Genomic DNA, 23,621 nt, shown 5'->3' on the forward strand with positions numbered 1-23,621 from the left:
ACTTCCCCGGCGCGGCGCCCCCGCCCCAACCCGACACACCGGGCGAGTCCTGAGAACGGGCCATCCACCCGCCCCCGTCCCCAACTCAGGAGTTCCCCGGCGCGGCGCCCCCGCCCGCCCCCGACACACCGGGCGACTCCTGAGAACGGGGCGACGATCAGGCGGGATCGACCGGCAGGGCCGACGCGGTGGGCAGGGTGACGACGACCTCGAGACCGTGGCCGGGTCGGTTGTGCAGCACGATCGCCCCACCCGCGTTGCGCGCGATGGCGGCGACGATCGCGAGCCCGAGCCCGGAACCGTGCCCGGAGGACCGCGTCGCATCCGACCGGCTGAACCGCTCGAGCGCCCGCGGTTCGAAGGCCGGGTCGAGTCCTCCGGCGTTGTCCGACACCCGGAGCGTGAGCTGACCGCCGTCGTCGTCGAGCATCACCGACACCCGGCGCGGAGCACCCCCGCGCTCGGTGAAGGCCTGCAGCGCGTTCCCCGCGAGGTTGTCGACGACCCGACCGACATCGTCGGCGCGCACGGCGTACACCGCCGCGCCCTCCCCCGGCCCGCTCTCAGCGATCGCGCTCACGTATTCGACCTCGATCCCGGCCAGCGCGTCGTCAGAGGCGACCCGGAACCGCGCGCGCTCGACCGCCTCGAGCACGTCGGCCTCCAACCTGGCCGCGCTCGTCCGCTCCTCCGGCGTCGCCGCCTCGATGCGGGACAACTCGAGCAGCGAGGTGACGAGCGCCGACAGCCGCGTCGCACTGCGCTCGGCCCCCTCGATGTCGGCGAGCAGTTGCTCGCGCGACGAGTCCTCGAGGCGCGCGAGCTCGAGCTGGGTGCGGAGGATCGCGAGCGGCGTGCGGAGCTCGTGACTCGCGTCGGACACGAGTTGCCGTTCGCGGTCCGCCGAGGCCCGCAGCCGCTCGATCAGGTCGTTGAGGGTGATCGCGAGCTGCGCGATCTCGTCGTCCGCGCGGCCGACCGGCAGCACCTCGTCCGTCGACCGTTCGCTGAGGCTCTGCGCGCTCACCCGGAGCCTGGTGACGGGCCGGAGCGACACCGTCGTCAGGATCCACCCGCCGGCCGCCACACCGAGGACGAGGAGTGCGAAAGACCCGACGAGCAGGAGGCGCATCTGGACGAGGACGGTCGTCTCCTCGGCCTCGTCGCGTCCGGCGATGACGTACCAGGTGTCGCCACCGACGGTCACGGGCTGTGACAACAGGATGTAGGTGGCTGAACCGGCGTCGACGGTGGTGACCTCCCGCGTCGCGGCGAGCGCCGGGAGTTGCGCGGCGAGGGTCGTCGGCAGGCTGAAGACCGGGATGGAGCCGTCAGGGGCGATGACCGCGATGCGGGTGCCGAGGCCGGGTCCCTGGAGCGGGTCGTCGGGTCTCGCCTGCAGCGCGAACACGTATTGTGCGCCGTCACTGCGGAGCGCCTGGACGGTGCCGTCGCGGACGATGCGCTCCAGCTGAGCGTTGATCGCGAGTCCGGCGAAGAGCGACACGACGACGGCGATGAGCAGACTGCCCCCGGCGATCCGCGTGCGGATGCCGTGGTGCCGCGTCGACCGGCGACGGTCCGACGACACGCCCTCAGCTCCCTGCGGCGACGAGCGAGAACCCCACGCCGCGGCTCGTCACGATGCGGACGCCCGCCTCCGCCAGGTCGAGTTTGCGACGGAGGCGGCTGATGTACTGGTCGACGACGTTCGGGTCGATGTTGTCGAAGGTCTCCCAGACCTCCCGCAGCATGGCCGCCCGGGAGACGACGACGCCCGGATCGGTCGCGAGCACCCGGAGGACGTCGAACTCGGTCCCGCTCAGCGGCACGTCGTGGTCGCCGACGCGTGCCCGGTGCCGGTGCAGGTCGAGCGTCAGCCCACCGACGTCCAAGCGGGGCTGCACGGTGAGCGCGTCCCGACGCCGGACCGCGCGGATCCGGGCGGCGAGCTCGGCGAAGGCGAACGGCTTGATCATGTAGTCGTCGGCTCCGGCGTCGAGCCCACGGACCCGGTCGTCCACGGCGTCGCGCGCCGTGAGCAGGATCACCGCGAGCGTCGGGTCGAGGCCTTTGAGCTCGCGGCAGACGGCGAATCCGGAGAGCCCGGGGAGCATGACGTCGACCACCGCGACCTGGAAGCCCGCGTCGACGCCGGACACCGGCGCGATCGCCTGCCGCGCGAGGTCCAGCGCGGTCGGGCCGTCGAACGCCGTCGTCACGTCGTGGCCGTCCGACCCGAGACCGCGGGACAGGAGGCCAGCCATCTCGCGTTCGTCATCGACGACGAGGATCCGCACGGTCGTCCTCCTTCGCCATCGAGCATCCACAGCCTAGGCGAGCCGACCGGGGCGCCGTTTCTGAAGGTCCTGTCAGGAACGACCGCTTCGCCTTGCCGCCCGCGATCCGACGGCCATACAGTGCAGGTGCTCCCGACCCTGAATCGATTCACATCCCGCCGGGAGCGAGCCCCTCACCGTGGAGGAACGGACCCTCAATGACGATCGACCATCCAGCGCAACCGGCGCGCACCGAACCTGTCGGGCGCAGCGCCCAGCCGGCACTCTCCCTCATCGGAGCCGCCAAGACCTTCGGCCCCGTCGTCGCCCTGGCCGACGGCACCATCCAGATCGAGGCCGGCGAGATCCACGCGCTCGTCGGCGAGAACGGCGCCGGGAAGTCCACGCTCGTGAAGATCCTCGCCGGGCTCTACACCCCAGATGCCGGCGACTTCACCCTCGCCGGGAAGCCCGTCGCCTTCCGCGGGGTCGCCGACAGCAAGGCCGCGGGCATCTCCGTGATCTACCAGGAGCCGACCCTGTTCCCCGACCTCACCGTCGCCGAGAACATCTTCATCGGCCGCCAGCCGAAGAACGGCCTCGGACTCATCAGCACGGGCGCCATGCGGAAGGCCGCCCGCGCCCTGTTCGACCGCCTCGGCGTCCAGATCGACCCCGACCGCGTCGCCGAGGGCCTGTCGATCGCCGATCAGCAGATCATCGAGATCGCGAAGGCCATCTCGCTCGACGCCAAGGTCCTCATCATGGACGAGCCGACCGCCGCGCTCTCCGGCGTCGAGGTCGACCGCCTCTTCCAGGTCGCCCGCTCCCTGCGCGACGCGGGCGCCGGCATCATGTTCATCTCCCACCGCTTCGAGGAGGTCTTCGCGCTGTGCGACCGCATCACGGTCATGCGCGACGGCCGCTACATCGCCACGCACGTCACGAGCGAGACGACGGTCGACGCGATCGTCCGGCAGATGGTCGGTCGCGACATCGCCGCCCTCTTCCCCAAGCAGGACGCGGAGATCGGCGACGCGGTCCTCACCGTCGACGGGCTGTCGCGCGCCGGCGTCTTCTCCGACATCTCGTTCACGGTGCGCTCGGGTGAGATCGTCGCCCTCGCGGGGCTCGTCGGCGCCGGGCGCACCGAGGTCGCCCGCGCCGTCTTCGGCATCGACCCCTACGACACCGGACGCGTCACGCTCGACGGCAAGCCGGTCAAGGCCGGCGATCCGCAGGCCGCGATCGACGCCGGCATGGGCTTCGTCCCCGAGGACCGCCGCAAACAGGGTCTCGTGATGGACCTGTCCGTCGCCCGCAACGCGACCCTCACCCTCCGCCACCGGCTCGCGCGGTTCGGGATCATCTCCGGCCGCCGCGAACGCGAGGCGGCCGAGGAGTGGTCGGCCCGCCTCCAGGTGAAGACCGGCTCCCAGGAGTACGCGGTCTCCACCCTCTCCGGCGGCAACCAGCAGAAGGTCGTCCTCGCGAAGTGGCTCGCCACCGAGCCGACCTTCCTCATCGTCGACGAGCCCACCCGCGGCATCGACGTCGGCACGAAGAGCGAGGTGCACCGCCTCATCTCCGAACTCGCCGGCCGCGGCATCGCGATCCTCATGATCTCCTCCGAACTGCCCGAGGTCCTCGGCATGGCCGACCGCGTCCTCGTCATGCACGAGGGCCGGATCACCGCCGAGCTCACCCGCGAAGAAGCGACCCCGGAGACCGTGATGCACGCGGCCACCGGTTCCCTGGAAGGCGCACGATGACCGACACCACCACCAAGCCGGGAGGCGGCGGCCCCGTCACCGTCGCGACCGAGCGCACGACGAACCCGATCGCGTCGATCGTGCGACTCCGGGAGCTCCCGGTCACCGTCGCCCTCGTCGTGCTCGTGCTCGTGACCTACCTCGCGAACCCGCTGTTCCTGTCGGCACAGGGGGTGAAGGACCTCCTGCTCAACGCGACGATCATGATCATCCTCGCCGTCGGTCAGGCGCTCGTCATCATCACCCGCAACGTCGACCTGTCCGTCGGCTCGATCCTGGGGCTCGTGGCCTTCGCGACCGGCACGATGTTCGCGACGATGCCGCAGCTGCCGATCATCGCGGTGTTCGCCATCGCCATGCTGCTCGGTGCGGTGCTCGGCGCGATCAACGGTGCGCTCGTCACGATCGCGAAGGTCCCCGCCCTCGTCATCACCCTGGGCACGCTCTACATCTACCGAGGCCTGAACAACGCGTGGGCCGGTGGCACGCAGTACTTCGCGGACGACCGACCCGACGCGTTCGGGAACCTGTCCGTCGACACCGTCCTCGGCTTCCCGGTCATCACCCTCATCGCGATCCTCGTCGTGGTCGTCGTCGCCGTCTACATGGCCGGCGCCCGATCCGGCCGCGACCTCTACGCGATCGGGTCGGACCCCGACGCCGCGAAGCTGTTCGGCATCCCGGTCGGCCGCCGCGTCTTCCTCGCCTTCCTGGCGAACGGCCTGCTCGCCGGACTCGCCGGCGTGCTCTACGCCTCCCGCTTCAACTCCGTCGGCGCGACCACCGGGTCCGGGATGGAGCTCGACGTCGTCGCGGCGGCCGTGGTCGGCGGTGTCGCGATCTTCGGCGGCAGCGGCTCGGTCGCCGGTGCCGCGATCGGCGCGATCCTCCTCACCACCATCACGAGCGCCCTCACCGCCCTGCGCGTCGACAAGTTCTGGCAGCAGGCGATCGTGGGCATCCTCATCCTGGCCGCGATCATCATCGACCGCGTCGCCAGCCTCCGTACGGCCAAGAAACTGCGAATGAGCGAGGCACGCGATGTCTGATCTGAAGACCCCGGCAGCCCCGAAGGCTCCGTTCACCAAGGGCTCCGGCCCGCTCGGCACCGACACCACCGGCGTGCTCGTGGCCGAACCGAAGGGCCGCACCGGTGCCTCGCGCATCCTCCTTGGTCGCGACGCGATCATGATCTACGCGCTGCTCGTCGTCGTCATCGGCGCCTGCCTGCTCATCCCGCGGTTCGCCTCCCCCGTCACCGTGGGCTTCCTCCTCCTCGACGTCATACCGATCCTCCTCATCGCGATGCCGATGACGCTCGTCATCATCACGGGCGAGATCGACCTGTCCGTCGCAAGCACCGCGGGCCTCACGAGCGCCGTCATCGGTGTGCTGTGGGCCGGCGGCGGGATGGACATCGGGGTCGTCCTCCTCATCGGGCTGCTCGTCGGAGTCGTCGCCGGCGCGTTCAACGGCTTCCTCATCGCGGTGGTCGGACTCCCGTCGCTCGCGGTGACGATCGGCACGCTCGCGCTGTTCCGCGGCCTCGCGCTCGTCGTCATCGGCGACAACGCGGTCGCCAACTTCCCGCCCGAGCTCACCGCGTTCTTCACGTCGAAGATCGGCTCGACCGGCATCCCCGTGGTCATGGTCGGGGTCCTCGTCGTCGTGCTCGCCTTCGGGGTCGTCCTGCACCTGACCCCCTTCGGCCGCGGGCTGTACGCGCTCGGGTACAGCACGGAGGCCGCGAGCTTCGTCGGCATCAAGGTCGCCCGCTCGAAGTTCTGGCTCTACGTCGCGACCGGCGGTGTCTCCGCCCTCGCGGGGGTGTTCTGGACGCTCCGCTACTCGAGCGCCCGCAGCGACAACGCCTCCGGGCTCGAACTCGCCGTCATCGCGGCCGTGCTCCTCGGCGGTGTCTCGATCTTCGGCGGCAAGGGGTCCATCCCGGGTGTCGTCGCGGGTGTGCTGCTCATCGGCACCATCAACTACGCGCTCCGACTCGGCCGCGTCTCCGATGTCGTCCTCATCATCGTGACCGGGACCCTGCTGATCGCCTCGGTGGTCGGCCCCAGTATCTTCGAATCCGTCAAGCAGTGGAACCACCACCGACGGATCCGACGCAGCCTGCCCCAGCACTGATCTCCCGATCGGCGCAGCCCTCGGGGCACCCCACGCCACAGCACCAGGCGTATCCAGAAAGGAACAGACAATGCAGTCGATTCGAAACCGCGCAGCAGGCCGTTCGGCCCGTCGCGCAGCGGCCCTCATCGCCGCAGCAGCCTCCCTCGCACTCATCGCGACGGGGTGCGCCACCGGCGACTCCGCGGGATCAGGCGGTGGCGGCGGTGCCGCGGAGAGCATCACCTTCATCCCCAAGCAGCTCAACAACCCGTACACGGACGTCGTGCTCGGCGGCGGCAAGGACGGCGCGAAGGCTGCCGGCTTCAGCGCCACCGAGGTCGTCGGCCCGCTCGAGGCGAGCGCGTCCAGCCAGGTGTCGTTCATCAACGCCGAGACCCAGGCCGGCACGAACGTCATCGTCATCGCGGCGAACGACCCCGACGCCGTCTGCCCCGCCCTCAAGGAGGCCCGCGACGGCGGCGCGAAGATCGTCGCGTTCGACTCCGACACCAGCAAGGACTGCCGCGACGTCTTCATCTCCCAGGTCGTCGCCAAGGACGTCGCCCTGATCCAGACGAAGCTCATCTCGGAGCAGATCGGCGGCTCGGGCGAGATCGCGATCCTCTCGGCCACGGCCAACGCGACGAACCAGAACGAGTGGATCAAGTACATGGAGGAGGAGCTCGCCTCCAACCCGGACTACAAGGACATCAAGCTCGTCGCCAAGGTCTACGGTGACGACGACGACACGAAGTCGTTCCAGGAGGCCCAGGGTCTGCTCCAGGCGCACCCGAACCTCAAGGGCATCATCTCGCCCACGACGGTCGGCATCGCCGCGACCGCCCGCTACCTCTCCACCTCGGAGTACAAGGGCAAGGTCGCACTGACCGGCCTCGGCCTCCCGAACGAGATGCGTCCGTTCGTGAAGGACGGCACCGTCACCGCGTTCGCGCTGTGGGACCCGGCTCAGCTCGGCTACGTCGCAGCGTTCGCCGGCAAGGCACTGGCGGAGGGCACGATCACCGGCAAGGAGGGCGACACCTTCGAAGCCGGCGACCTCGGTGAGCGCGAGGTCGGCGCCGACGGCACCGTCATCGTCGGCCCGCCGACCACCTTCGACGCGTCGAACATCGACAAGTACGACTTCTAGGAGTCACCCAGTCACACCCGACTGCCCTGTCTCAGGAACTCCTCGGCGTGCCGCGACCACACCCGGTCGGCGCGCCGACGGACTCCTGAGTCAGGGCAGTTTGTCGTCGGCGTCGGGATCGTTGCGCTTCATCTCCAGCTCGAGCTTGCGGATACGCTCCGCGTCCTCGGCGGCCTGGATCTCGCGCTCGAGGGCGGCGAGCTGCTCCTCCGTGCTGCTGACGGCGCGGTCGGGCTGCGACGGCGAGGGCGTCGCGGTCGACGAGGACCCTCGACCCGAACCCCACGAGCCGGACGTCCGCGACTGCTTCCGGCCCCGGCGTTCGGGGAGCTTGATCCGGCTCGTCGACCAGTCCTTGCCGAGCAGGAACCACAGGGCGACGCCGATGAGCGGGATGAAGACGATGAGCAGCACCCACACGATCTTGGGCAGGTTGCGCACGACGGGCTCGGGCTGCCCCACCACGTCGATGAGCGCGATGATCGTGAGGACGATGAGCAGCAACGACAACACGAACATGTCGTCAATCCTAGGCAGACCACCGGTGGGTTCGGCCAGGATGGTCGGATGAAGACCATCCCCCTGCCCCAGACCGACCTGACCGCGTCCAGCATCGTCCTCGGCCTCATGCGGATCGAGGCCCTCGACGACGAGGCCATCCGCACCCTGTTCCACACCGCACGAGACGCCGGCGTCACCGTGTTCGACCACGCCGACATCTACGGCTCGGAGCGTCACGGCTGCGAGCGTCGCTTCGGCGACGCCGTCACCCTCACCGCCGCCGAGCGCGAGCAGGTGCTCATCCAGTCGAAGGTCGGCATCCGCAAGGGTTTCTTCGACTTCTCGGAAGAGCACATCCTCCGCACCGTCGACGAGTCCCTCGCCGCCCTGAAGACGGACTACCTCGACCTCCTGCTCCTGCACCGCCCCGACAGCCTCGTCGAGCCGGAAGAGGTCGCGTCGGCGTTCGACACCCTGCAGGCCGCAGGCAAGGTCCGGAACTTCGGCGTCTCGAACCACACACCGGCGCAGGTCGAGCTGCTGAAGGGCTCCGTCGAGCAGCCGCTCATCGTCAACCAGGTGCAGCTGAGCATCACCCACGCCCCGATCATCGCGTCGGGCGTCGCCGCGAACATGGCCGGCCTCGACCAGTCGATCGACCGCGACAACGGGATGCTCGACTACAGCCGCCTGACCGGCATGACCCTGCAGGCATGGTCGCCGTTCCAGGCCGGCTTCTTCACCGGCGTCTTCATCGGTGACCGCGAGCACTACGCGGAGCTGAACGACGTGCTCGACGAGCTCGCTGCCGCACACGGCGTGACGCCGTCCGGCATCGCGACCGCGTGGATCACCCGGCACCCCGCGAACATCCAGGTCGTGCTCGGCACCACCAAGCCGTCGCGCGTCCAGGAAGCGGCCGCAGGTTCCGACGTGACGCTGTCGCGCGAGGAGTGGTACCGCCTCTTCACCGCCGCGGGCCACACCCTCCCGTAGCGGTCGCCTCCGTCCCGTTCTCAGGACTTCCGCGGCGTGTCGGGCGGAGATCGCCCCACCACACCGAAGGAGTCTTGAGAACGGGACGAGGGTCGCGCCGGGTACGCTCGGAGTGGAAGCGGAGGGCAGCATGGCGAAGCACGACATCGGGTTCGCCGCCGTCGCCAGACTCGCCGGCGTCTCGAACGCGACCGTCTCCAACACGCTCAACCGCCCCGAGATCGTCGCCCCCGCCACCCGCGAGCGCGTCCTCGCCGCGATCGAGGAACTCGACTTCGTCCCCAACCGCGCTGCCGCCACCCTGCGACAGGGCACGAACCGGCTCATCGGTCTCGTCATCCCCGACATCGCGAACCCGTTCTACTCGGCGATCGCCCGCGGGGTCACCGAGGCCGCGGCCGAACACGGCTACACGGTCGCGCTCTGCGTGAGCCATGACGACCCGGACCTCGAACTCCGGCACTTCGAGATGCTCGCCGAGCACCGGGCGGCCGGTGCGCTCGTCGCTCCGCTGACCGCCGACGCCTCCCGACTGGCCCAGCTGCGACGGGTCGGCAGCCGCCTCGTGCTCATGGACCGCACCGCCCCCGAGGGCACCGGCTGCTCCGTCGCGATCGACGACGTGCACGGCGGGGAGCTGGCGGTCGCCCACCTGCTCGCCAGTCCCACCCCGGCGTCCGACGGGTCGATCGTGCTCGTGAACGGCGACCTGGCGATCCCGCAGTGCGCCGATCGACGCGAGGGTGCCCGGAACGCGTTCATCGCGGCCGGTCTCGACCCCGACGACCTCCGCGAGGTCACCGTGGACGAGATGACCGTCGACTCGGGGCGCATCGCGGGCCGTCGGATCGCGGCAGAGACACCGCGTCCGACCGGCGTGTTCTGCACGAACGACCAGCTCGCGCTCGGCGTCATCAGGGGGCTGAACGACGGTGGTCTGGCGGTGCCCGACGAGGTGTCCGTGGTCGGTTACGGCGATCTCGCGCTCGCGGCCGACGGGCGGGTGCCGCTCACCACGGTCGAGCAGCCGAAGGACGAACTCGGGCGCGTGGCCGTCGAGATCCTCCTGGCCGAGCTGGGCGCCGACCGCGCTGCGCACGAGCACGTCACCCGGACGCTCGAGCCGCATCTCGTCGTCCGCGAGTCCGCTCCCCTGCCGGCCTGAGCAGCGGCGAGGCTGGACGCGGCGGTGACGCCCGGGTACAGTCGTCACCAGTATTTAATCGATTAAATATCCCCGTACCCGCACCCACCAAGGATCGACGATGACCCACACTGCAGCAGCCGTCCACCCGCTCCTCACCCCGAAGGCACGGCGGAAGCCCCGCATCGGCCTCGTCGCCGGCGGCCTCGGCACCTACTGGCCGCAGTTCCCGGAGTTGCTCCCCCAGCTCCAGGCGTCGGCCCGGTACGTCTCGGAACGCTTCCAGCAGATGGACGCCGAGGTCGTCGACGTCGGCTTCATCTCGGACGCGCAGGAGGGCGACGCCGCGGCGGAACAGCTCCGACAGGGCGACTGCGACCTCATCGTCCTGTTCCTCACCACCTACCTCACCTCCTCGATGGTCCTGCCGATCGCCCAGCGCGCGAACACCCCGGTCCTCGTCATCGACCTGCAGCCGACCGAGCGGATGGACCACGCGAGCTTCGACACCGGTGCCTGGCTCGCCTACTGCGGGCAGTGCCCGGTACCCGAGGTCGGCAACGTCTTTTGTCGGGCGGGCATCCCGTTCCGCTCGGTGTCGGGCTGGCTGCGTCAGGAGTCGGCGTGGGACCGGATCTCGCAGTGGATCCGGGCGGCGCACGTCCGCGCAGCCATCCGCCACGCCCGCCACGGCCTCATGGGGCACGTCTACCCCGGCATGCTCGACGTCTCCACCGACCTCACCCTGCTGCCGACCACCTTCGGTTCGCACGTCGAGGTCCTGGAGTTCGACGACCTCCGCGTCCTCGTCAACGAGGTGACCGACGCCGAGGTCGCCGACCGCATGGCCCTCGCCCGGGAGATCTTCACCCTCGACGACACGGTGGTCGAGGACGACTTCGCGTGGGGAGCGAAGGTGTCGGTCGGGCTCGACCGGCTCGTCGACGAGTTCGCGCTCGACAGTCTCGCCTACTACCACCGCGGTCGCGACGGCGAACAGCACGAGCGACTCGGCGCCGGCATGATCCTCGGCGCGTCCCTCCTCACCGCTCGCGGCATCCCCACGACCGGCGAGTACGAGCTGCGGACCACGGTCGCACAGCTCGCGACCCAGGTCGTCGGCGCCGGTGGGTCGTTCTGCGAGATCCAGGCGCTGGACTTCGAGGACGAGGTCGTCGAGATGGGGCACGACGGTCCGGCGCACCTCGCCGTCAGCTCCCGCGACCCGCTGCTGCGCGGGCTCGGGGTCTACCACGGCAAGCGCGGCTGGGGTGTGAGCGTCGAGTTCGACGTGCGGCACGGGCCGGTCACGCTGCTGGGGTTGGGGCAGGACCGCGACGGCTCGCTCGCCTTCGTCGCGTCGGAGGGCGAGGTCGTCCCCGGCCCGCTGCTCGCGATCGGCAACACGACGAGCCGTGTCGACTTCGGGCGTGACCCGGGTGTCTGGGTGGACGAGTGGAGCGCGACCGGTATCGGTCACCACTGGTCGCTGTCGCTTGGACACCGGGCGGCGGACTACCGGGCTGCGGCGAGCCTGCTGGGGATCGACTTCCGCCAGGTGTGAGGCACCGTCGGCCCCTGAGCCCAACCCGGTCCCTGAGCCTGTCGAAGGGCAGTCGCGACCGGACGGATCAGAGCACGGCGCGAAGACGCTCCACAGCGGGCTCGACCACGGCGATCGGCGCCGGCCGCTGCAACCCGTCCAGGGCGACGGCGAGCCGACGGGTGGCGCGATCGACATCGCCACCACCCGCGCCGAGCTCGCGGATCGGGGCGAGCAGTGCCGCCCGTCGCAACCAGGGCTCGTCCTGCATCCACCGGTCGAGGACGGTCTCGGCCTTGGCTCGGGCCGTCCCGTCGAGGCGTTCCAGGAGCGGTCCGATGACGTCGGTGGCCAGTGGGTCGGCGAGCTCGGGAACCCGACCGGCGCGGACGAAGCCTTCGATCCTCGTCAGGTCGGTGTGCCTGAGCACCGGGACGCTCGACTGCAGGAGGACGATCGCGGCGAGCCGACGCTCGAAGACCGGCACGGCCCACAGCTCCGAGGCGAGGGCTGCCAGCTCGTCGTGCTCCAGTCCGCGGAACTTCCGGAGGGCGTCGCGCACGGTCCCGCGCACGGCCCCGACGGATGAACCGTAGGACCGGAGCCCGTCGCCGAGCCGCTCGGCGACGTCCGCTGCGCGGTAGCCGTCGCCCTCGTATTGGAGCGCCGCGTCGATGAACTCCCCCGCAGCACTCATCCCACCATTCTCACCCCTGGCGCCGGGTACGGTGGAGCGATGACCGTCGTGATCGTGGGACTCGGACAGCTCGGCTCGGACGTCGCCGGGAGGCTCCTGGCCCGAGGCGAGGACGTCGTCGGCGTGAAGCGCACGGCGCCCGAGTCGAACCCGATCCCTGAGCCGAACCCGGCGCGCGAGTCGGTCGAGGGGCGCTTCACCCTCCAGCTCCGCGACCTCACGACCTCCGCCCCCGACCTTCCTGCGGACACGACGGCGATCGTGGTGGCCCTTGCGCCGCGGGCACGCTCGGTCGAGGCCTATGACGCCCTCTACCGCGACGGTGTCGGGCATCTCGTGAGCGCGGTCGCCGCACTCCCCGGCACCCCGCCGCGCATCCTGTTCGTGTCGTCGACCGCGGTGTGGGGCGAGGACGGCGGGGAGAGGATCGACGACACCACGCCGGCCGTCCCGACCACCGGCACCGCGCGCGCCCTGCTCGCAGCCGAGGAGGCCGTCCTCGCCGCCGTGCCCGAGGCGAGCGCCATCCGCTTCGGCGGCCTCTACGGTCCGACGTCCACGATGTTCGTCGACCAGGTCCGAGACGGCCGTGTCACCCGGCCCTCCGGCTGGACCAATCGCATCCACCGCGACGACGCCGCGGGCGTGATCGTGCACCTGCTCGACCTGTCGGCGGCATCACTCCCGCCGGTCGTGGCGGGCATCGACGAGGAGCCGGTCCTGCTGTCGACGGTGGCCGACTTCCTCGCCGATCGACTCGGCGTCGCTCCCCCGGCGCTCGACGACGCCGGTCGCACGCCGGAAGAACCGCACCGCGGCAAGCGCATCATGGCAGCCGCCCTCCGCGACACCGGATTCACCTACCGTTACCCCACCTACCGCGAGGGCTACTCGGCGCAGCTCCCCTGATCGGACGACCGGAGCGGATCACGGCTGCTTCGTCACCTCGGCCATCGCCCGTCGCCCGGACGGTACGAGCACGGCGACGGCGAGCACCACGAAGGTGAGCACACCGGCGACGACGAGGAGCAGTTCGACGGACACGACGTCGGCGAGCGGTCCGAACACGATCATCCCGAGGGGCATCGACACCGCCATGACGATGCCGACGAAGCCGAACACGCGACCCTGCCGCTCCGGTTGGACGCGCTCCTGCAGCAGGGTCATCGACGTCGTCGAGAAGAACGGCACAGCGATCCCGAGCAGGAACATGAAGCCGAAGAAGACCCAGAGGTTGGTCGAGAGTCCGAGCCCGATGGACAGCGCCCCGAACACCACCGAGGACCCGACGATGAGGAGCACGCGGTTCTTGGTGCCGCCCCAGATCGCGATGATCGCTCCGCCGCCGACCATGCCGACGCTGAAGGCGAGTTCGTTCACGGTGAGCATCCAGACCTCGTCGCCGAAGGTGCGGGCGATCATGAGCGGCGTGAGGTAGGACGGCGCGACGACCAGCAGGAACACGATCGCGAAGAGGATGAGCAGCCAGCGCACGAAGCCGTGGCGCCAGACGTAGCGCACGCCCTCGGTGAGGTCGGCGAAGTAGCCGGGGCGCTCGCCCGACCGCACGAGCGTCCGCACCGGTACGAGCAGCAGCAGCCCGATCCCGATGGCGGCCGTGACGACGTCGACGAAGAAGATCGCGACGAGCGACGCACTTGCGTACAGCGCGCCGGCCGCAGCCGGGGCGACGAGCATCATGGCCGACTGGATGGATCCGTTGATGCCGTTGACCCGCATGAGCTTGTCGGTCGGCGTGATCTGCGGGATGAGCGCGGAGACCGCCGGCATCTGGATGCCCGCGCCGACCGAGCGGATCGCGAGCGTGAGGAAGATGAGCCAGAGGTCGGCGGCGCCGTTGATGAGGAAGATCGCGAGCGCGAGCGTCGTGATGGCGATCGAGCCGTCGGCCGCGATGATGAGCAGTTTGCGGTTCATGCGGTCGGCCCACACCCCGCCGAAGATCGACACGATCGCCTGCGGCAGGAACCCCGCGACGGCGGCGAACGCGAGCACGACTCCGGACTTCGTCTCGAGCGTCAGGTGCCACATGATCGCGTACTGCACGAGCATCGAGCCGAACAGCGAGACCGTCTGTCCGGACAGGAACACCGCGACGTCGCGACGCCAGCGCGGGCTCTCCGAGGCGACGGTCGTCTCCTCCGAACCGTCGGAACCGTCGATCGTGGGTGCATCGGGTGGCGCGTCATCGGCAGCCATGGGTCCACGCTAGGGAGTTCGCTCCGAGGTGTCCAGGGGTGATCGGCGCGGACGACGGGCGCGCCCTGACCGTCGAACGGTCGATGCACCCTGTCCAGACCTTCAGACATCCGGGCAGTCGGTCCGTTGACCCGCGGCCGATCGCCCGGATACGCTGCTTGCGATCCTCTGAATCGATTCAGAGTGTCCGTGACACCGAACCGAAAGGTACGCCTCGATGACGAGTGCCCGACCCCTGCACCGCGTGTGCTTCCAGCTCCAGGTCAAACCCGAACGCCTTGCGGAGTACCGCGAACGCCATGCCGCCGTCTGGCCGGACATGCTGCAGGCCCTCGCCGACACGGGCTGGCACAACTACTCGCTCTTCGTCCGCGACGACGGCCTCCTCATCGGGTACTTCGAGACGGCATCCCTCGAAGCGGCCCAGGCCGGCATGGCCGAGACCGAGGTCAACGCGCGCTGGCAGGCCGAGATGGGTGAGTTCTTCGTCGACCTCGACCTCCCGCCGGACCAGGGCTTCCTCCAGCTCACCGAGGTGTTCCACCTCGAAGATCAGCTCGACGCCCTGCACGAGTAGCATCGTTGAAACGATTCACGTATGCTGCAACCAGCGCCGTGAACGCGCCCCAGACCACCGGAACACGCACAGAGAAGTGACCATGACCAGTTTCGACACCATCACCCCGCTGCTCGAGAAGCAGGCCATCGAACTCCCCTCCTGGGCGTTCGGCAACTCCGGCACCCGCTTCAAGGTGTTCACGACGCCCGGCACCCCGCGGACGCCGGAGGAGAAGATCGCCGACGCCGCCAAGGTGCACGAGTTAACGTCCCTCGCGCCGAAGGTCGCACTCCACATCCCGTGGGACCTCGTGGACGACTTCAGCGCACTCCGTCGCTACGCCGAGGACCACGGCGTCGCGCTCGGCACGATCAACTCGAACACCTTCCAGGATGAGGACTACAAGTTCGGCAGCCTGACCCACAGCAACCCGGTGATCCGTCAGAAGGCGATCGACCACCACTTCGCCTGCATCGACGTCATGCACGCGACCGGCTCGCAGGACCTCAAGATCTGGCTCGCCGACGGCAGCAACTACCCGGGCCAGCAGGACATCCGCGGACGGCAGGACCGCCTGGCCGACTCGCTCCAGCAGATCTACGCCCGCCTCGGCGAGGAGCAGCGACTCGTGCTCGAGTACAAGTTCTTCGAGCCCGCGTTCTATCACACCGACGTCCCCGACTGGGGAACGTCCTACGCCCAGGTGGCCCAGCTCGGCGACCAGGCCCTCGTCTGCCTCGACACCGGCCACCACGCGCCTGGCACGAACATCGAGTTCATCGTCGCCCAGCTCCTGCGCCTCGGGAAGCTCGGCTCGTTCGACTTCAACTCGCGCTTCTACGCCGACGACGACCTCATCGTGGGTGCAGCCGACCCGTTCCAGCTGTTCCGGATCCTCTATGAGGTCGTCCGCGGCGGCGGCCTCGACGACGACTCGCCGGTCGCGTTCATGCTCGACCAGTGCCACAACGTGGAGGACAAGATCCCCGGGCAGATCCGCTCGGTGCTGAACGTGCAGGAGATGACCGCGCGCGCACTGCTCGTCGACCGCGACGCACTGACCGCGGCGCAGGAGGCCGGTGACGTCCTCGGCGCGAACGGCATCCTCATGGACGCGTTCTACACCGACGTCCGCGGACCGCTCGCCGCCTGGCGCGAGAGCCGCGGTCTGCCGGCCGACCCGTTCGGCGCCTACCTGGCCTCGGGCTACCAGCAGCAGATCGCCGAGGAGCGCGTCGGCGGGACCCAGGCGAGCTGGGGCGCGTAGGCACACCCGAACACGAGGAAGCCCCGCGACCATCCCGGTCGCGGGGCTTCGGACGTTCACAACTCAGGACGCGCGCGGCGTGTCACCCCGGGCGCGCCGGCCGAGTTCGCCGACGCGCCGGAACGGACCTGAATTGCGAGCCGACAGAGCCGACTACTTCGCGAGGAAGGCGAGCAGCTGCTCGTTGACCTCCCGGTAGTGGGTCCAGAGCATGCCGTGCGGCGCGCCCTCGATCTCGACGTACTCGGCGGAGGGCAGCGCCTTGGCGAACACGCGACCGGTGGAGTCGATCGGCAGGACGCGGTCGCCGGTGCCGTGCACGATGAGCGACGGGACGTCGATCTTCGCGACGTCGGCCCGGAAGTCGGTCAGCCAGGTCGGCTGCGCAGCGACCGAGGCGTACGGCGACGCATTGTAGGCGAGCTGCGTGTTGGCCCGCAGCGCCTCCTCGCTCAGGCGCGAGCCGAGGTTCTCGTCCGTGTTGAAGAAGTTCTCGAAGAAGCTGGTGAAGAACGCGTAGCGGTCGTCGGTGACGGCGGCGAGGAGCCCGTCGAACACGTCCTGCGGGACACCCGTCGGGTTGTCGTCGGTCTGGAGCAGGTAGGGCTCGAGCGATCCGAGGAAGACGGCCTTCGCGATGCGCTCCGAGCCGTAGGTGCCGAGGTAGCGGCCGACCTCGCCGGTGCCCATCGAGAAGCCGACGAGGACCGCGTCGTTGAGGTCGAGCCCGTCGACGACGGCCTTGAGGTCGGCGGCGAAAGTGTCGTAGTCGTAGCCCTCGGTGGGCTTGGAGGACTTGCCGAAGCCGCGGCGGTCGTAGGTGATGACGCGGTAGCCGGCGTCGAGGAGCGCCGCGGTCTGCTTCTCCCACGAGGAGCCGTCGAGGGGGTAGCCGTGGATGAGGACGACGGGCTGGCCGCTGCCGTGATCCTCGACGTAGAGCTCCACGGAGGTGCTGTTCTCGGTTCCGACGGTGATGAACGACATGGTTCGATTCCTTTCGTCTTCGGCGTCCGGACTCGTCGCCCGGTTCCACGCCCCGATTTGAGAACGATCGTTCTCTTCGGTGACCATCAGCATAGGGAACGATCGTTCTCAATGCAAGTACACTGATGGAATGACCAGCGAACAGACGATGACGATCGCGTCGTCGGGCCCGGCGGCCGCACCCGCGACACCGGCCTCCGTGCGCGACATCATCGTCGACGCCGCCGACCGCCTGTACTACGCGAAGGGCATCCAGTCCGTCGGCATGGACGAACTGCGTTCGGCGGCCGGCGTGTCGTTGAAGCGCCTGTACTCGGCGTTCCCGAGCAAGGAGGACATCGTCCTCGCGGTCATGGAGCGCCGGCACGAGCTCTGGACCACCGGCGTCAGCGCGCTCGTGGACGACGCCGAGACGCCCCGCGACCGACTCCTCGCGATCTACGACTACCTGGCCGGCTGGTTCAGTGACGACTCGTTCCGCGGCTGCGGCTTCATCAACGCCTTCGGGGAGCTCGGGGGCGTCTCGCCGGCGGTCGCCACCATCACCCGCGAACACAAGGCGTCCTTTCAGGACTACGTCGCCGGCCTCGTCGCCAACGCCGGCGCTCCGGCATCGCTCGCCCCCCAACTCGCGATCCTCGCCGAGGGCGCCCAGACCACCGCCGCCATCACGGGCTCCCCCGAGGCCGCGTTGCACGCTCGTCGCGCCGCCGAGACGCTCATCGACGCCTCCTCCTGAATCACCCGTGCGCTCGTGATGCACGGCAGTCCGTAACTCAGGACGCTCGCGGCGCGTTGCGCACGCCACGCCGCGTCGCTCGACCGACGCGCGGGGGTGCTCCTGAGTTGGGAACCATTCGGCATCTCCCGCTGTGACATCCTGTTGAGAGGGACACGAACGGACACGTCCGACACCGATGGACAGGGGGCGACATGGCCACGACCGGCACGCTCGGCGCCGAGGAACGACGGACCCGACTGACGGCGATCCTCGAACGTGACGGCAGCATCCGCCTCGACGACGCGGCTACGGAGCTCGACGTGTCCTCGATGACCGTGCGACGCGACCTCGCCGACCTCGAGCAGCTCGGCCTGGTGCGGCGCGTCCGGGGTGGCGCCATCCCGACCCTGCGACCGAGGACCTTCACCGAGCGGTCCGCGACGGGCGTCCGCGAGAAGGGTGCCATCGTCGAGAAGCTCCGGTCGCTCATCCCGACGGACGGCGCGATCGCGATCGACGCCTCCAGCACGGCCGGCGGCATCAGTCGACTGCTCGGCGAGTCGACCCTCACGGTGGCGACCAACTCCTACCCGAACTTCATCCTCGCCGGCGCGAACCGCGAGGTCACCGCGATCCTCGTCGGCGGCCAAGCCGAGTCGCGGACCGACAGCTTCATCGGCCCCATCGCCTGCCAAGCGGCGTCGTCGGTGCTCTACCGGCGCTTCTTCCTGTCGGCCGCCGCCATCGACCCGACCGTCGGCAGCTCGGAGGTCACCCTCGAAGAAGCGCAGGTCAAGCAGGCGTTCGCCCGCGCCTCCGACGAGACGATCCTCGTCGCCGCGTCCTCGAAGCTGGGACAGCGCGCGATGGCAGTCGGCTTCGCCCTGGCGGACATCGACCTCCTCGTCACGGAACTCGACCCCGCCGACGCTGCGCTCGACGCCTACCGCGACGCCGTCGAACTCCTCTGACCACCAGGCCCCGCACGTCCCGTTCTCAGGAGTCACCGCGCGCGTCGCTACGGGACGACCGCAACGCGCCGAGGTTCTCCTGAGATCGGGACATCCGCCATTGCGACATCTGTGACTTCTTGTCATACTTAACACGATTGAACACCGGGCACGGACGTGCCCCGACGAAGGAGTGCAAATGTCCGTGAACCCAACCGCTGCCGAGCTCATCGCCCGCAGCAACCGCCTCGGGAGCGACCCGAAGAACACCAACTACGCCGGCGGCAACACCTCGGCCAAGGGCACCGAGATCGACCCCGTCACGGGCGAGCCGGTCGAGCTGCTCTGGGTCAAGGGCTCCGGCGGCGACCTCGGCACGCTGAAGCCCGAGGGTCTCGCGGTCCTCCGCCTCGACCGCATGCGCGCCCTCCAGGACGTCTACCCCGGCCTCGACCGCGAGGACGAGATGGTCGCCGCCTTCGACTACACCCTGCACGGCAAGGGTGGCGCGGCCCCGTCGATCGACACCGCCATGCACGGCCTCGTCGACGCGGCCCACGTCGACCACCTGCACCCCGACTCCGGCATCGCCATCGCGACCGCCGCCGACGGCCCCGAACTCACCGCGAAGATCTTCGGCGACAAGGTCGTGTGGGTCCCGTGGCGTCGCCCCGGCTTCCAGCTCGGCCTCGACATCGCTGCCATCAAGGCCGACAACCCGCAGGCCATCGGCACCATCCTCGGCGGGCACGGCATCACCGCCTGGGGCGACACCTCCGACGAGGCCGAGGCGAACTCGCTGTGGATCATCGACACCGCGGCCGCCTACATCGAGGCGAACTCCCGCCCCGAGCCCTTCGGTCCGGCGCTCGACCGCTACGCAGCCCTGCCCGACGCCGAGCGTCGTGCGAAGGCGGCGGCACTCGCGCCCACCATCCGCGGGCTCGCCTCCGCCGACCGCCCCGTCATCGGCCACTTCACCGACAGCCCCGAGGTCCTCGACTTCCTGGCCTCGGCGGAGCACCCGCGCCTCACCGCGCTCGGCACGAGCTGCCCCGACCACTTCCTCCGCACGAAGGTGAAGCCACTCACGGTCGACCTGCCCGCCGCAGCGAGCGTCGAGGAGGTCATCGAGCGCCTCGGCACCCTGCACGAGGCCTACCGCGAGGACTACCAGGCCTACTACGACCGCCACGCCACGGCCGACAGCCCGGCGATCCGCGGCGCCGACCCGCTCATCGTCCTCGTCCCCGGCGTCGGCATGTTCAGCTTCGGCAAGGACAAGCAGACCGCCCGCGTCGCCGGCGAGTTCTACGTCAACGCCATCAACGTCATGCGCGGGGCCGAGGGACTCTCCACGTACGCGCCGATCGACGAGGCGGAGAAGTTCGCGATCGAGTACTGGGCCCTCGAGGAGGCGAAGCTGCAACGTCAGCCTGCGCCGAAGCCACTCGCGACCCGGATCGCGCTCGTCACCGGTGCCGCATCCGGCATCGGCAAGGCCATCGCCACGCGTCTCGTCGCGGAGGGCGCGGTCGTCGCGATCGCCGACCTCTCGCTGGAGAAGGCGCAGGCGGCGGCGGCCGAGCTCGGCAACACCGACGTCGCGATCGGCATCGCCGCCGACGTCTCGAACGAAGCCGCCGTCCAGGCCGCGATCGACGAGACCGTCATCGCCTTCGGTGGACTCGACCTCGTCGTCAACAACGCGGGCCTCTCGCTGTCGAAGTCGCTCCTCGAGACCACCGAGGCCGATTGGGACCTCCAGCACAACGTCATGGCGAAGGGCTCGTTCCTCGTCTCGAAGGCCGCCGCACGCGTGCTCATCGACCAGAAGCTGGGCGGCGACATCGTCTACATCTCGTCGAAGAACTCCGTGTTCGCGGGCCCGAACAACATCGCCTACTCCGCGACGAAGGCCGACCAGGCCCACCAGGTCCGCCTGCTCGCGGCAGAGCTCGGCGAGTACGGTGTGAAGGTGAACGGCATCAACCCCGACGGCGTCGTCCGCGGCTCCGGCATCTTCGCCTCGGGCTGGGGCGCGAACCGCGCGAAGACGTACGGCATCGATGAGCAGGACCTCGGCAAGTTCTACGCGCAGCGCACCATCCTCAAGCGCGAGGTCGTCCCCGAGAACGTCGCGAACGCGGTCTTCGCGATCTGCACGAGCGACTTCAGCCACACGACCGGACTGCACATCCCCGTCGACGCGGGCGTGGCCGCAGCCTTCCTGCGATGAGTGCGGCAGGCCGGAGCGGCACCGTCGCGGCGGTCGACCTCGGGGCCACGAGCGGGCGGGTCATGCTCGGCCACGTCGGCCCCGGCGAGCTGCGCCTCGTGCCGGTCGCCCGGTTCCCGAACACGCCCGTCCGCACGCCCGACGGCCTGCACTGGAACATCCTCGAGCTGTACCGCTCGATCATCGCGGGGCTGTCGGGCGCAGCGAAGCAGGAGCCACACCTCGCGAGCATCGGCATCGACTCGTGGGCGGTCGACTACGGCCTCCTCCGGCAGGGGCGCCTCCTCGGCGCACCGTTCCACTACCGCGACGAACGGACGGCGGCAGGTGTCGAGGCGGTCCACGGAACGGTCCCCTTCGCCGACCTCCACCGCGTGAACGGCCTGCAGTTCCTGCCGTTCAACACCGTCTACCAGCTCGCGACCGAGCGCGACGCCGGCATGCTCGACGTCGCCGACACCGCGCTCCTGGTGCCCGACCTCATCGCGCACTGGCTGACCGGTGCCCGCGTCGCCGAGGCCACCAACGCGTCGACCACCGGCCTCGTCCGCGCCGCCGAACCGACCAGGTGGGACGCCGGACTCCTCACCCGACTCGGCATCCCGGCGGCCGTCCTCCCGCCCATCGTCCAGCCGGGTGATCGCATCGGGACGCTCCTCGAAGCGGTCGCCACCGAGGTCGGCCTGTCCGCGTCCACGCCCGTCACCGCCATCGGTTCACACGACACGGCCTCGGCGGTCGTCGCCGTCCCGATGACGACCCCGGACGCCGCCTACATCTCGTGCGGCACCTGGGGACTCGTCGGGGTCGAGCTCGAACGCCCGGTCCTCACCGAGGCGAGTCGAGCGGCGAACTTCACGAACGAGGGCGGCGTCGACGGACGCACCCGCTTCCTGCACAACGTGATGGGACTCTGGCTCCTGAGCGAATCGGTGCGCACCTGGGAGCGCGGTGGCGAGACGATCGACCTGCCCGGGCTCATCGCCCAGGCCGCCGCGGTCGACGCACCCGTCTCGGTGTTCGATGCGAACGACCCCCGGTTCCTCGCCCCCGGTGACCTCCCGGCGCGCATCGCCGAGTTCCTCACCGAGCACGGGCGTGCGGTGCCGCAGTCCCGTGCCGAGTTCGTCCGGTGCATCATCGAGAGCCTGGCGCAGGCGTTCGCGGATGCGGTCCACACGGCTTCCGAGCTGTCCGGGGTCCAGGTGCGCGCGATCCACGTCGTCGGCGGTGGATCCCAGAACACGCTCCTGTGCCAGCTGACGGCCGACCGAGCGGGGATCCCCGTCATCGCCGGACCGGTCGAGGCGACGGCGCTCGGGAACGTCCTCGTCCAGGCCAGGGCGGTGGGGATCATCGACGGCGACCTCGAGACCCTGCGCGCCCTCGTCGCCCGTTCCTTCGAGCCGACTCGCTACGAGCCGCGCAAGCCTGCCGGCTCCACGTCCGTCAGCCGGTAGCGTCGCAGCATGACCGCTTCTCCACTCATCGTCAGCCTGCCCGCCGACCTGCGCGAGGAGGTGCTGTCGCAGGGCCCCCTCCCCGAGGGCGTCGAGTTCGTCGAATGGGATCTGCGCACCGAACCGCCGGTCGAGCACATCGACCTCGTCGTGCCCGTCTACCTCGGCTCGAACAAGCCGCTCGCGAACGTCGCCGCGGTGACGCCGAAGCTCGTCCAGGTGCAGTCGATCGGCTACGACGGCCTCGCGGACCTCCTCCCGGCCGGCATCACCCTCGCCAACGCGGCGACCGTGCACGAGGCCTCGACCGCGGAGCTCACGGTGGGACTCATCCTCGCCTCGCAGCGGGGCATCCCGGACTTCGTGCGCGCCGAACGGACGGGCGAGTGGCTGCAGAGCCAGCGCCCGAGCCTCGCCGACCGCCGCGTGCTCCTCATCGGGTACGGCGGGGTCGGTGCGGCCATCGAGGAGCGGCTGCTCCCGTTCGAGGTCGAGGTCACCCGGGTGGCGTCGAGCGCGCGGGAGGACGAGCGGGGGCCGATCCATGGCATCGACGAACTGCCCGGACTCCTGCCGCACGCTGAGATCGTCATCGTCGTCGTCCCGCTCACCGACGGCACCCGCGGCTTGATCGGAGACGACTTCCTGGCGGCATTGCCCGACGACGCCCTCGTCGTGAACGTGGCCCGCGGCCCCGTCGCCGACACCGATGCACTCGTGGAGCACGCGACGAGCGGTCGCATCCGACTCGCGCTCGACGTGACGGACCCCGAACCGCTGCCCGCCGACCATCCGCTGTGGTCTCTGCCGAACGTGCTCGTCTCCCCGCACATCGGCGGCGCGACGAGCGCCATGCTGCCGCGGATGGCGCGTCTCCTGCGTCGACAGATCGAACATCTGTTGGCCGATGAGGAGCCGGAGAACATCGTCCTCCGCACCTGAGACGGGCGCCGACGTCCGTCGATTTCGCTTCGCAGAGAAATCTACGGCGAGGGCTCGCGTTGAATCGGTT

The 23,621-nt window shown here is 69.8% G+C and carries 21 protein-coding genes; 15 read left to right on the forward strand and 6 right to left on the reverse strand.

Annotated elements, in window-relative coordinates:
• Positions 1 to 157: 157 nt before the first annotated feature.
• Positions 158 to 1,591, reverse strand: a complete 1,434-nt coding sequence (locus ACLIME_RS12370; RefSeq protein WP_411557098.1) for a sensor histidine kinase — start codon at positions 1,589 to 1,591, stop codon at positions 158 to 160.
• A gap of 4 nt (positions 1,592 to 1,595) precedes the next feature.
• Positions 1,596 to 2,300 carry a response regulator transcription factor gene (locus tag ACLIME_RS12375; protein ID WP_411557099.1) on the reverse strand — a complete coding sequence of 235 codons (705 nt, stop codon included), beginning with the start codon at positions 2,298 to 2,300 and terminating at the stop codon, positions 1,596 to 1,598.
• 197 nt (positions 2,301 to 2,497) lie between these two features.
• Here ACLIME_RS12375 and ACLIME_RS12380 point away from each other — a divergent pair, with 197 nt between their 5' ends.
• The 4 genes from ACLIME_RS12380 to rhaS all read left to right on the forward strand — a co-directional run bounded on the left by ACLIME_RS12380 (position 2,498) and on the right by rhaS (position 7,325).
• A complete protein-coding gene (locus tag ACLIME_RS12380) occupies positions 2,498 to 4,051 on the forward strand; it encodes a sugar ABC transporter ATP-binding protein (protein ID WP_411557100.1) in 1,554 nt (517 codons plus the stop codon).
• On the forward strand, positions 4,048 to 5,100 hold the full coding sequence (locus ACLIME_RS12385; RefSeq protein WP_079706409.1) for an ABC transporter permease: 1,053 nt from the start codon (positions 4,048 to 4,050) through the stop codon (positions 5,098 to 5,100). Before ACLIME_RS12380 ends, ACLIME_RS12385 begins: the two co-directional genes overlap by 4 nt.
• Positions 5,093 to 6,193 (forward strand): ABC transporter permease, encoded by a 1,101-nt coding sequence (locus ACLIME_RS12390; RefSeq protein WP_079706408.1) that lies wholly within the window; start codon positions 5,093 to 5,095, stop codon positions 6,191 to 6,193. Before ACLIME_RS12385 ends, ACLIME_RS12390 begins: the two co-directional genes overlap by 8 nt.
• A 70-nt stretch (positions 6,194 to 6,263) precedes the next feature.
• Entirely contained in the window at positions 6,264 to 7,325 is a 1,062-nt protein-coding gene (gene rhaS / locus ACLIME_RS12395) for a rhamnose ABC transporter substrate-binding protein (RefSeq protein ID WP_085514253.1), read from the forward strand.
• Between the two features lie 90 nt (positions 7,326 to 7,415).
• Here the strand turns inward: rhaS and ACLIME_RS12400 are convergent, their stop codons facing one another.
• Positions 7,416 to 7,844, reverse strand: coding sequence for a PLD nuclease N-terminal domain-containing protein (locus ACLIME_RS12400; protein ID WP_202938752.1), 429 nt, complete (start codon positions 7,842 to 7,844; stop codon positions 7,416 to 7,418).
• Positions 7,845 to 7,892: 48 nt separating this feature from the next.
• Between ACLIME_RS12400 and ACLIME_RS12405 the strand changes: the two genes are divergently transcribed.
• The 3 genes from ACLIME_RS12405 (at position 7,893) to ACLIME_RS12415 (ending at position 11,530) form a co-directional block, all read left to right on the forward strand.
• Complete coding sequence (locus tag ACLIME_RS12405) at positions 7,893 to 8,822, forward strand: aldo/keto reductase family oxidoreductase (protein WP_079706405.1); 930 nt, start codon at positions 7,893 to 7,895, stop codon at positions 8,820 to 8,822.
• Positions 8,823 to 8,952: 130 nt separating this feature from the next.
• Positions 8,953 to 9,987: a LacI family DNA-binding transcriptional regulator gene (locus ACLIME_RS12410; protein WP_411557101.1), complete on the forward strand. Its 1,035-nt coding sequence runs from the start codon at positions 8,953 to 8,955 to the stop codon at positions 9,985 to 9,987.
• A gap of 100 nt (positions 9,988 to 10,087) precedes the next feature.
• A complete protein-coding gene (locus ACLIME_RS12415; RefSeq protein WP_411557102.1) occupies positions 10,088 to 11,530 on the forward strand; it encodes an arabinose isomerase in 1,443 nt (480 codons plus the stop codon).
• A gap of 67 nt (positions 11,531 to 11,597) precedes the next feature.
• On the opposite strand, the gene ACLIME_RS12420 is transcribed toward ACLIME_RS12415, so the two are convergent.
• On the reverse strand, positions 11,598 to 12,206 hold the full coding sequence (locus ACLIME_RS12420; RefSeq protein ID WP_411557103.1) for a DNA alkylation repair protein: 609 nt from the start codon (positions 12,204 to 12,206) through the stop codon (positions 11,598 to 11,600).
• 39 nt (positions 12,207 to 12,245) lie between these two features.
• On the opposite strand from ACLIME_RS12420, the gene ACLIME_RS12425 reads away from it, so the two are divergent.
• Positions 12,246 to 13,115 (forward strand): NAD-dependent epimerase/dehydratase family protein, encoded by an 870-nt coding sequence (locus tag ACLIME_RS12425; protein WP_411557104.1) that lies wholly within the window; start codon positions 12,246 to 12,248, stop codon positions 13,113 to 13,115.
• Positions 13,116 to 13,133: 18 nt separating this feature from the next.
• Here ACLIME_RS12425 and ACLIME_RS12430 read toward each other — a convergent pair whose 3' ends face one another.
• A complete protein-coding gene (locus ACLIME_RS12430) occupies positions 13,134 to 14,426 on the reverse strand; it encodes an MFS transporter (RefSeq protein WP_192006339.1) in 1,293 nt (430 codons plus the stop codon).
• A 217-nt stretch (positions 14,427 to 14,643) separates the two neighbouring features.
• On the opposite strand from ACLIME_RS12430, the gene ACLIME_RS12435 reads away from it, so the two are divergent.
• Complete coding sequence (locus ACLIME_RS12435; protein ID WP_411557105.1) at positions 14,644 to 15,003, forward strand: L-rhamnose mutarotase; 360 nt, start codon at positions 14,644 to 14,646, stop codon at positions 15,001 to 15,003.
• Positions 15,004 to 15,085: 82 nt separating this feature from the next.
• On the forward strand, positions 15,086 to 16,252 hold the full coding sequence (gene rhaI, locus ACLIME_RS12440) for an L-rhamnose isomerase (protein WP_411557106.1): 1,167 nt from the start codon (positions 15,086 to 15,088) through the stop codon (positions 16,250 to 16,252).
• A gap of 153 nt (positions 16,253 to 16,405) precedes the next feature.
• Here the strand turns inward: rhaI and ACLIME_RS12445 are convergent, their stop codons facing one another.
• A complete protein-coding gene (locus tag ACLIME_RS12445; protein WP_086475226.1) occupies positions 16,406 to 17,239 on the reverse strand; it encodes an alpha/beta fold hydrolase in 834 nt (277 codons plus the stop codon).
• 148 nt (positions 17,240 to 17,387) lie between these two features.
• Here ACLIME_RS12445 and ACLIME_RS12450 point away from each other — a divergent pair, with 148 nt between their 5' ends.
• The 5 genes from ACLIME_RS12450 to ACLIME_RS12470 all read left to right on the forward strand — a co-directional run bounded on the left by ACLIME_RS12450 (position 17,388) and on the right by ACLIME_RS12470 (position 23,551).
• Positions 17,388 to 17,978 (forward strand): TetR/AcrR family transcriptional regulator, encoded by a 591-nt coding sequence (locus tag ACLIME_RS12450; RefSeq protein WP_411558796.1) that lies wholly within the window; start codon positions 17,388 to 17,390, stop codon positions 17,976 to 17,978.
• A 194-nt stretch (positions 17,979 to 18,172) separates the two neighbouring features.
• A complete protein-coding gene (locus ACLIME_RS12455) occupies positions 18,173 to 18,931 on the forward strand; it encodes a DeoR/GlpR family DNA-binding transcription regulator (RefSeq protein ID WP_411557107.1) in 759 nt (252 codons plus the stop codon).
• Positions 18,932 to 19,109: 178 nt separating this feature from the next.
• The gene (locus tag ACLIME_RS12460) at positions 19,110 to 21,149 is read left to right on the forward strand and encodes a bifunctional aldolase/short-chain dehydrogenase (protein ID WP_411557108.1); all 2,040 of its coding nucleotides are present in this window, start codon (positions 19,110 to 19,112) and stop codon (positions 21,147 to 21,149) included.
• Positions 21,146 to 22,609, forward strand: coding sequence for a rhamnulokinase (locus tag ACLIME_RS12465; protein WP_411557109.1), 1,464 nt, complete (start codon positions 21,146 to 21,148; stop codon positions 22,607 to 22,609). Before ACLIME_RS12460 ends, ACLIME_RS12465 begins: the two co-directional genes overlap by 4 nt.
• Positions 22,610 to 22,618: 9 nt before the next feature.
• Positions 22,619 to 23,551, forward strand: a complete 933-nt coding sequence (locus ACLIME_RS12470; RefSeq protein WP_124767626.1) for a 2-hydroxyacid dehydrogenase — start codon at positions 22,619 to 22,621, stop codon at positions 23,549 to 23,551.
• Positions 23,552 to 23,621 lie beyond the last annotated feature (70 nt).

The organism is Plantibacter sp. MPB07, from assembly GCF_046619465.1.
In the GTDB taxonomy this organism is placed as follows: Bacteria; Actinomycetota; Actinomycetes; order Actinomycetales; family Microbacteriaceae; genus Plantibacter; species Plantibacter auratus.